This window comes from Streptomyces sp. NPDC060205, assembly GCF_042728395.1.
In the GTDB taxonomy this organism is placed as follows: Bacteria; Actinomycetota; Actinomycetes; order Streptomycetales; family Streptomycetaceae; genus Streptomyces.
In genome coordinates this window covers 1-8,535 of the sequence record NZ_JBHWZP010000380.1, presented here as the reverse complement: position 1 = coordinate 8,535, position 8,535 = coordinate 1, and the positions used below count along the sequence as shown (strand labels likewise).

Genomic DNA, 8,535 nt, shown 5'->3' with positions numbered 1-8,535 from the left:
CCGGAAGGCCCCCGCGAGTCACGTCCTCGCGGGGGCCTTCCGTTCATCCGCCCGCCGCGTGAAAGGTGAGAAGACGATCACGAGGTCGGGCTCTTGTTGCAAGTCTCTTGCAAATACGGTCCAGCGGCAAGAGGGGCGCGTGGTGTGTTCCTCAAAGCCCGGCGCGTGCCGCCCGTACCCGCTGCCGGGCGTAGCCGACCGCCGCCAGGAACAGCGTCATCCCGCCCGTCGCGTACAGCTGCACCCGGGTGTCCGGCTCCCGTGCCATCAGGACGAAGATCGCCAGCATGCCCGCCAGCGCCACCCAGGTCAGCACCGGGAACGCCCACATCCGTACGGCGAGCCGCTCCGGGGACTCCCGCTCCAGCTGCCGCCGGAGCCGCAGCTGCGAGACCGCGATGAAGATCCAGACGACCAGGATCACCGCGCCGATCATGTTCAGCAGCCAGGGGAAGACGTCCTCGGGCCGCCAGTAGCTGAGCAGCACGCAGCCGAAGCCGAACACCGAGGAGGCGAGCACGGCGACCCGCGGCACCCCGCCGGACACCCGCCCGAGCGTCCGCGGCCCCTGCCCCCGCTCCACCAGCGAGTACGCGATGCGTGAGGCCCCGTACACATTGGCGTTCATCGCGCTCAGCAGGGCGACGAGGACGACGACGTTCATGAGCTGTCCGGCGCCCGGGATGCCCAGGTGGTCGAGGGTGGCGACGTACGGACCCTTCTCGACGACGGCCGCGGAGTTCCAGGGGACGAGCGTCACGATGACGGCCATCGAGCCGATGTAGAAGAGCGCGATGCGCCACATCGCGGTGCGTACGGCGCTCGCGACGCCCCGGACCGGGTCCTGCGACTCGGCCGCGGCGATCGTCACCGTCTCCAGTCCGCCGTACGCGAAGACCGAGGCGAGCAGGCCGATGACGAGCCCCTCGCCGCCGTTCGGCAGGAAGCCGCCCTCGCCGGTGAGGTGGGTCAGGCCGGGGGAGTCCGTGCCGGGCAGTATCCCGGTGATCGCCAGGACGCCGAGGACCAGGAACAGGGCGATCGCGCCCACCTTCAGCGCGGCGAACCAGAACTCGAACTCGCCGAAGTTGCGCACTGCGGCGAGGTTCGCTGCGCAGAAGACGACCATGAACAGGGCCACCCACGCCCACTCCGGCGTACCGGGCAGCCAGCCCGTCATGATCTTCGCGGCGGCGATGCCCTCCAGGCCGACGGCCGTGCACAGCAGCACCCAGAACGCCCAGCCCGCGGTGAACCCCGCCCACGGCCCGACGGCCCGCTCGGCGTGCGCGGAGAAGGAGCCCGACGACGGATACGCGGCCGACATCTCGCCCAGCATCCGCATCACCAGCATGACGAGGAGACCGGAGACGGCGTACGCGACGACGATCGACGGGCCCGCGGCGGCGATGCCCGCGCCGGAGCCGACGAACAGCCCCGCGCCGATCACCCCGCCGAGGGCGATCATCGACAGATGGCGCTGTTTGAGGCCGTGTGTGAGGGAGGCGTCGGAGGGGGGCGCGACGTCCTGAGTGGTACGGGACATGAGTGGGGGTGGTCCCTTGCGTGCGACTGAGACTGGGCAAAAACGCCCACAGTCTGGGCGGCCCCTCCGCTCGCGCGAAGGAGCCGTCCACTATCCGGACACCCCCGCCACCAGGGGTGATGCCCCGACTACGCGGCGACCGGGGTGTAGTGCGAGGCGTCGCCCGCGATCGAGTAGCTCTCCTTGCCCTCGATGCCGACCGGCACGTCGCCGGCGACCGTCACCCGGTTGAGGCGGCGCGGCAGACCGTCGTAGTTGTCGATGGCGTAGTGCTGGGTGATCCGGTTGTCGAACAGCACCAGCTGGTTCGGCGACCAGCGGTGGCGCAGGATGTTCTCGGGCCGTACGACATAGGCCTGGAGCAGATCGAGGATCTTGCGGGACTCGCCCGCCGAAAGCCCCACGATCCGCTGGGCGAAGCCGCCGATGAACAGCCCGCGCTCACCGGTCAGCGGATGGACCCGCACCACGGGGTGGGCGGTGCGGAAGTTGATGGACGTGAACTGGGCGCGCTGGGCGGCGTGCGCCGCGTCGATCTCCTCGTCCGGCACCGCGTAGTCGTAGTCGTTGGTGTGCTCGGCCCACAGCGTGTCCGCGAGCCGGCGCAGCGGCTCGGGGAGATCGCGGTAGGCGGCGGCCGAACTGGCGATCAGCGTCTCGCCCCCGTACGGCGGGAGCGTGATGCTGCGCAGGGTGCTGGCCTGCGGCGGATTGAGGACGAACGTGACGTCGGTGTGCCAGTGGTTGGCGGCCCGGCCGCGCTCGCTGTCGACGGGCAGCACGTTCGGGGCGCCCTCCACCGCGGGCACGGTCGGATGGGCGGTGGTGAGGTCGCCGAAGTGCCGGGCGAAGGCCTGCTGGCCCTCGTCGTCCAGGTCGACGTCGTCGAAGACCAGCGCCTTGTGCTCGTCGAGGGCGCCGCGCAGGGCGGTGACGGTCGCCTCGTCGAGCGGTTTGGCGAGGTCGACGCCCGCTACGCGCGCGCCGATCCTCGCGGTGACCTTCTGGATCTCGATGCCGGTCATGAAGATTCCTCTCGGGGGTCAGACGCGGGCCGGCACCGGGGAGCCGGGTGCCGGGGAGACGTGCTGGTTGGCGGGCCGGGGAAGGCCGTATCTTCCGCGCAGGGTCTGTCGCGGGCCGTACTCCTCGCGCAGCAGGCCGCGGGCGCGCAGCAGCGGGACGACGTGGTCGACGAACGCTTCGAGGCCGGACGGCAGGACCGCGGGCATGATGTTGAAGCCGTCGGCGGCGCCGAGCGTGAACCACTCCTCGACGGCGTCGGCGACCTGCTCGGGCGTCCCGGTGAAGGTGAGGTGCCCGCGCCCGCCGCCGAGCCGCCCAATCAGCTGCCGCACGGTGAGGCGTTCGCGCCGGGCGAGTTCCACGACGAGCGTGTAGCGGCTCTTCGCCCCCTCGATGGAACTCTCGGGCGGCAGATCGGCAGGGAGCCGACCGTCCAACTCCAGTGTGCCGGGCGGCAGTTGCAGCAGGCCCTCCAGCCGGCCCACGCCGTGCGTGTACACGATGTGGTCCTCCAACACCTGCTCGTTGGCGCGCGCCTCCGCCTCCGTGGAGCCGATCACCGGGACGATGCCGGGCAGCACCTTGATGTGGTCGGGATCGCGGCCGGCCGCCCCTGTCCGCGCCTTGAGGTCGGCGTAGAAGTCCTGCGCGTCCTTCAGGGTCTGCTGGGCGGTGAACACCGCCTCCGCGTAGCGGGCCGCGAACGCCTTGCCGTCCTTCGACGAGCCGGCCTGGACCAGCAGCGGATACCCCTGCGGGGAGCGCGGCACGTTCAGGGCGCCCTCGACGCCGAAGTACTTCCCCCGGTGCCGGGGCGGATGGATCTTCGTATCGTCGCCCCAGACACCGGCCGCCTTGTCGGCGACGATCGCGTCGTCCTCCCAGCTGTCCCAGAGCTTGAGCGCCACATCGAGGAACTCGGCGGCACGGGCGTACCGCTCGGCGTGCGCGGGCTCCGCGTCCAGGCCGAAGTTGCGGGCGGCCTCGGCACCGGCCGTGGTGACGATGTTCCAGCCCGCCCGGCCCCCGCTGATGATGTCCAGCGAGGCGAACTTGCGGGCCAGGTTGTAGGGCGAGTTGTACGACGTGGAGGCGGTCGCGATCAGACCGATGTGCTCGGTGGCCGTCGCCAGCGCGGTGAGCAGGGTGAGCGGCTCCAGGGCGCCGGCCGGCCGCTGCGCGAGATTGCTCCACAGCTGCGGCCCGTCGGCGAGGAAGAGCGAGTCGAAGGTGCCGCGCTCGGCGGTACGCGCCAGCCGGACGTAGTGGTCCAGCTCCACATGGGCGTACGGATCGCTCTCCGGGAGCCGCCAGGAGGCCTCGTGGTGGCCGGTGTTCATGAGGAAGGCATTGAGGTGCAGCCGACGCCGGGTCACTGGTCGTTCTCCTGGTTCTCCTGGCCCGCGTGGTCCTCTTTCACGCCCAGCGCGGCGAGCAGCCGCTCGCGGTACTCGCCGAGCAGCGGATCGCGGTACGAGCGCGGATGCGCGCGGTCGATGGTCAGGTCGAGGCCGATCCGGCCCTGGTCGAGGACGAGCACCCGGTCGGCCAGCACGATCGCCTCGTCCACGTCGTGCGTGACGAGGAGCACGGAGGGCCGGTGGCGCTCCCACAGCTCGCGCAGCAGACCGTGCATCTTGATCCGGGTCAGCGCGTCCAGGGCGCCGAACGGTTCGTCGGCCAGCAGGAGTTCGGGCTCCCGGACCAGGGAGCGGGCCAGGGCGGCACGCTGGGCCTCGCCGCCGGACAGCTCGTTGGGCCAGGCCCGTTCGCGTCCCGCGAGACCCACCTCGGCGAGCGCGGCGCGGCCCCGCTCCGCCGCCTCCTTGCCGTCGGTGCCGAGCAGGACGTTGTCGAGGACGCGGCGCCAGGGCAGCAGCCGGGAGTCCTGGAAGACGACGGACACCCGGTCGGGAGCGGCCAGTTCACCGCTGCCGGCGACCTCGTGGTCCAGTCCCGCGATGGCGCGCAGCAGGGTGCTCTTGCCGGAGCCGCTGTGCCCGAGCAGGGCCGTGAGCTGCCCGGCGGGAAGGTCCAGGTCCACGTCGTCGAGGACGGTCCGCCCGTCGAAGGACCGGGTGAGACCCCTGAGCCGGACGGCCGGAGCCGCCGGGGCCGACGGGGCGGCCGGGGCAGGACGGGACGTCAGCTGTTCAGTGTGCGTCGCCATGACAGCACCCTCCGTTCGATGAGGCGGACCGCGCTGTCGGAGACCAGGCCGAAGATCCCGTAGATGAGCAGGCCGACGAGGATCACATCCGTCTGGCCGTAGTTCTGGGCCTGGAACATCATGTAGCCGAGGCCGCTGGTGGCGTTGATCTGCTCCAGCACCACCAGGCCGAGCCAGGAGCCGGTGACGCCGAGCCGGAGTCCCACGAAGAACCCGGGCAGCGCGCCGGGGATGACGATCTCCCGGATGAACCGGAGCCTGGACAGCCCCTGCACCTCGGCGAGTTCGACGAACCGGTGGTCGATGCCGGACAGCGCGGAGTACAGGTTCAGATAGATCGGGATGTAGACGACGATGGCGATGATCGCGATCTTGAAGGTCTCGCCGATGCCCAGCCAGAGGATGAACAGCGGGATCAGACCGAGGGTCGGGATCGCCCGGTTGAGCTGGACCGTCCCGTCGATCAGCGCCTCGCCGACCCGGCTGAGCCCGGCCGTCAGCGCGAGCACCACCCCGGCGGTCAGCCCGAGGGCGAACCCGGTTCCGGCGCGCTGCAGCGAGGTGAGGACGTCGGTGGGCAGCGTGCCGTCGCTCCACAGCTGACCGGCGGTCTTCAGGACCGTCCAGGGCGCGGGGATCGCGTTCGTGTCCAGCTGCCCGGCCGCGGAGGCGCCGGCCCAGAGCGCGAGGAACAGCACGGGGCCGATGAGCCGGGAGGCGGGCAGCCGCTTGCCGGGGGAGAGGGCGCGACGCCGCCTGGGGGTCCGGCGTGAGGGGACGGCGGCTTCGGCGCCCCCGGAGATCTCGGCGACCGCGCCGGTCTCGCCGGCCTCGGACCCGGCGGGCGCGGTGGTGGCGGTGGTGGCCGCGGTGGTGGTGGTCATCGCGCTCACTTCCGGTACTCGGCGGAGACGGCTTTCGCGGCGATGCCCTCGAAGCGGCGGTCGAACAGCGAGTCGACCTCGAAGCCCTTCACGAAGCCGCCCTCGGCCAGCAGGTCCGCGGTCTCCTGCTCCCACTTCACGGCCTCGTCCCAGCGCGGCGGGAACAGCGGCTTGTTGGCCAGCTCGGTGATCGCCTCCGCCTGCGCGAGGCTCAGGTTCTGCGTCTTGACGTAGAACTCCCTGTTCCATTCGTCGGGGTGCTCGTACGCCCACACCTGGCCCTTGGCCCATCGAGGGATGTACGCGGCGACCGCGGCGGCCTTCGCCCTGTCGGCCAGCACGGAGGTGGGCGCCCACAGCAGGCTGAGGAGGTCCACGACGTCGGTGGGGATGGTGTGGGCGCCCTTGGACCCGTACTGCTTGAGGTAGGCGGGCGACTGGCTGTTGGCGAGCGGGGCGATGTCCACCTGGCCCGCCTGCAGCGCGGTGAGGAACTGGTTGCTGGTCAGCGGCACCAGGTCCACGTCGTCGTACGCCAGCCCGGCCTGCTTGAGCGCCCGCAGCAGGACGACTCCCTGGGCCTGCCCCTGCGAGAAGGCCAGCTTCTTCCCCTTGAAGTCCTTCACGGACCCGATGTCGCTGCCGGGCCTGGTCGCGAAGAGGTAGTTGGGCTTGCGGGTGATGTTGATCGCGACGATCTTCGCGTCGTAGCCCTGGTAGTGCGCCTGGATGGGCGGGATGCCCGCGTTGTTGGCGAGGTCCAGGGATTTGGAACGGAAGGCGTTGATGACGTCGGGACCGGCCCCGATGTTCGCCCAGGAGGACACCTTGAACGGCAGGTCCGTCAGCCCCGCGAGCTTGAACTGCAGCTGCTGGACGCCCTGATAGGAGGAGATCTTCAGGCTCGTACCCGAGGGGACCTTGTCGGCCAGCGGGGCCGTCGCCGCCGCCTTGGACCCGGTGTCGGCGGCGCTGCTGCCCGCGCAACCGCTGAGCCCGGCAGCGGCGGCAGCGCCGAGCAGGGAGGAGAGGAAGAGCCGCCGGTCGACTCCGGACGCGGACAGAGGTGGCATGGGAGGGCTCCCTGAATTCATGGGGCGGTGCACGGGGCCGTGCTGCGGCGGACGGCAGGAGGGTGCGCGAAGAACCCGGCGGGGTGCGGCCGGGGAGGGTGGGACGCGCGGAGAAGAGGTGCGCAGGAGCGGGACGGCACACACGCGCGGTACGCGGCGGGAGGCGGCGGACGGACGCGGACGGACGCGGACGGAACGGGTCGTCAGCGCGTCGACGTGTCAACGCTTCGGTGTGTCCACGCTCGGGCGGGTCAACAACAGAAGGTGCGGCAGCTCATGGACACGATGCTCCTGGCCTGGTGCGACGCCTGTCAACATTCGGATTTTCTGAATTAAATAGGTCCCGGTGAAGAGGCCCGGAGCCTGCCCGGGGACACGGCGAGCGGATCCCGGTAGAGCACGTCCAGGGCCACCGAGCCGCCCGCGACGGCCAGCACCGAATCCGGGAAACTCGTCGGCGCGACGGCCGCCGCCCGGTCGGACCCGACCTCCTCGCGCAGCGCGGCGAGGCAGTCCTCCCGGTGGATGGCGCCCACCTCCGTGACGACGACCGTGTCCGGGTTGAGCACGTCGAGCAGCAGCCCCACGGCCCGCCCCGTCATCCGGGAGCGGTGCAGCAGCAGCCGTACGGCGTCCGCGTCGCCGCCCGCCGCCGCGGCCAGCACATGCATGGGGTTCGCGCTGCGGATGACGCCCGCCTCCCGGGCCCGCCGGCACAGGGTCCGCTCGCTCAACTCCGCCTGCAGGCAGCCGGTCCGGCCGCAGTCGCACGCCTCCGTGCCACCCGCGAGCGGCAGATGGGCGATCGATCCCGCCTGGGAACGGGGACCGTGGTGGACCTCGTCGTGGGTGGCGAACGCGGCGTCCACCACATTGCCCGCGAAGAGGTGCAGCAGACTCAGCCCCTCACCCGCCACCGCCCCGAACAGCCGCTCCCCGTTGACCAGCGCCCGCGCGTGACCGTCCACATGGACCGGCAGACCGGTGTACGCGCCGATCACCTCCCGCACGGGCACGTCCCGCCAGCCGAGCAGCGGATGCTCCACGACGGTCCCGGAGTCCCGGTCCACCCAGCCGCCGGCCGCGAAGCCCACGGCGAGCGGGATACGGCCCCGGGCGGCCGTCAGCAGGGCCCGCAGCCCGGCGGCGGCGTCCGCGAGGACCCGGGCCGGTTCGGCGGCGGCGCCGTCGTGACCCAGCCGGCGCTCGGCGACGACCCGGCCGCGCAGATCCAGCAGGGCGACCGTGGTGTACGGCACCGCCACGTGCACGCCGCCCACGACGAACCGGGAGCCGTCCAGGTCGACCGGCACGTGGGGGCGGCCGACCCCGTTCGACCTGCGCGGTCCCGGCGCCTCCCGGATCAGACCGAGCGAGGTGAGCCGCGCGCAGTGGTCGGTGACCGAGGCCGGGGAGAGGCCCGTCAGCCGGGCCACGGTGCTGCGGGCCACCGGGCCGTGGTCCAGGACCGACCGCAGGACCGCGCTGGCGCTGGTCCTGCGGCGGTCGCTGTCGACGGCGCCGGGGCGGGCGGGGCGTACGGGGCGTGGTGGTGCGAGGGAGGAACTGGACATGGAGAACTTCCTCGGGGGAGGGTCCGACACTGCGCCGACGTCTGTCGCGTCCAGGCGAGCGGGAATCCCTCCGCGCCCGCCTCAGGGGTGGCGACAGGTGGCCGTGCCCTGGCGGCGCAGGTCGACGTATCGACGCGACGCGAAGTTCTCGGCTTGGGGGACCATGCGACGAGGGTAGGCGCTACGACCCCGCCGGGCCAGGGCGTCACTGCCTCCGGGGCGGACCCAAAAGATCGCGCAGTTCCCCGCGCCCCCAGACACC

General features: G+C 71.8%; 7 protein-coding genes. All 7 read right to left on the bottom strand.

The genetic code is table 11. The annotated features are described in order from the left end of the window. Positions 1–151: 151 nt before the first annotated feature. The 7 genes from ACFWGJ_RS38450 to ACFWGJ_RS38420 all read right to left on the bottom strand — a co-directional run bounded on the left by ACFWGJ_RS38450 (position 152) and on the right by ACFWGJ_RS38420 (position 8,273). The gene (locus ACFWGJ_RS38450) at positions 152–1,546 is read right to left on the bottom strand and encodes an amino acid permease (protein WP_387333598.1); all 1,395 of its coding nucleotides are present in this window, start codon (positions 1,544–1,546) and stop codon (positions 152–154) included. Between the two features lie 128 nt (positions 1,547–1,674). Beyond that, the gene (locus ACFWGJ_RS38445) at positions 1,675–2,571 is read right to left on the bottom strand and encodes a TauD/TfdA dioxygenase family protein (protein ID WP_387333597.1); all 897 of its coding nucleotides are present in this window, start codon (positions 2,569–2,571) and stop codon (positions 1,675–1,677) included. A gap of 18 nt (positions 2,572–2,589) precedes the next feature. Then, positions 2,590–3,948: an LLM class flavin-dependent oxidoreductase gene (locus ACFWGJ_RS38440; RefSeq protein WP_387333596.1), complete on the bottom strand. Its 1,359-nt coding sequence runs from the start codon at positions 3,946–3,948 to the stop codon at positions 2,590–2,592. Then, positions 3,945–4,742 carry an ABC transporter ATP-binding protein gene (locus tag ACFWGJ_RS38435; RefSeq protein WP_387333595.1) on the bottom strand — a complete coding sequence of 266 codons (798 nt, stop codon included), beginning with the start codon at positions 4,740–4,742 and terminating at the stop codon, positions 3,945–3,947. The genes ACFWGJ_RS38440 and ACFWGJ_RS38435 overlap by 4 nt, the downstream gene beginning before the upstream one ends. Then, the gene (locus ACFWGJ_RS38430; protein WP_387333594.1) at positions 4,718–5,626 is read right to left on the bottom strand and encodes an ABC transporter permease; all 909 of its coding nucleotides are present in this window, start codon (positions 5,624–5,626) and stop codon (positions 4,718–4,720) included. Before ACFWGJ_RS38430 ends, ACFWGJ_RS38435 begins: the two co-directional genes overlap by 25 nt. A gap of 5 nt (positions 5,627–5,631) precedes the next feature. Continuing rightward, entirely contained in the window at positions 5,632–6,699 is a 1,068-nt protein-coding gene (locus ACFWGJ_RS38425) for an ABC transporter substrate-binding protein (RefSeq protein WP_387333593.1), read from the bottom strand. A gap of 332 nt (positions 6,700–7,031) precedes the next feature. Further along, entirely contained in the window at positions 7,032–8,273 is a 1,242-nt protein-coding gene (locus ACFWGJ_RS38420) for an ROK family protein (protein ID WP_387333592.1), read from the bottom strand. Positions 8,274–8,535: the final 262 nt, after the last annotated feature.

Bases quoted from the DNA above. Each gene is read 5' to 3' on its own strand.
- ACFWGJ_RS38450 (WP_387333598.1), bottom strand. From the start codon at position 1,546: ATGTCCCGTACCACTCAGGACGTCGCGCCCCCCTCCGACGCCTCCCTC.
- ACFWGJ_RS38445 (WP_387333597.1), bottom strand. From the start codon at position 2,571: ATGACCGGCATCGAGATCCAGAAGGTCACCGCGAGGATCGGCGCGCGC.
- ACFWGJ_RS38435 (WP_387333595.1), bottom strand. From the start codon at position 4,742: ATGGCGACGCACACTGAACAGCTGACGTCCCGTCCTGCCCCGGCCGCC.
- ACFWGJ_RS38430 (WP_387333594.1), bottom strand. From the start codon at position 5,626: ATGACCACCACCACCGCGGCCACCACCGCCACCACCGCGCCCGCCGGG.
- ACFWGJ_RS38425 (WP_387333593.1), bottom strand. From the start codon at position 6,699: ATGCCACCTCTGTCCGCGTCCGGAGTCGACCGGCGGCTCTTCCTCTCC.
- ACFWGJ_RS38420 (WP_387333592.1), bottom strand. From the start codon at position 8,273: ATGTCCAGTTCCTCCCTCGCACCACCACGCCCCGTACGCCCCGCCCGC.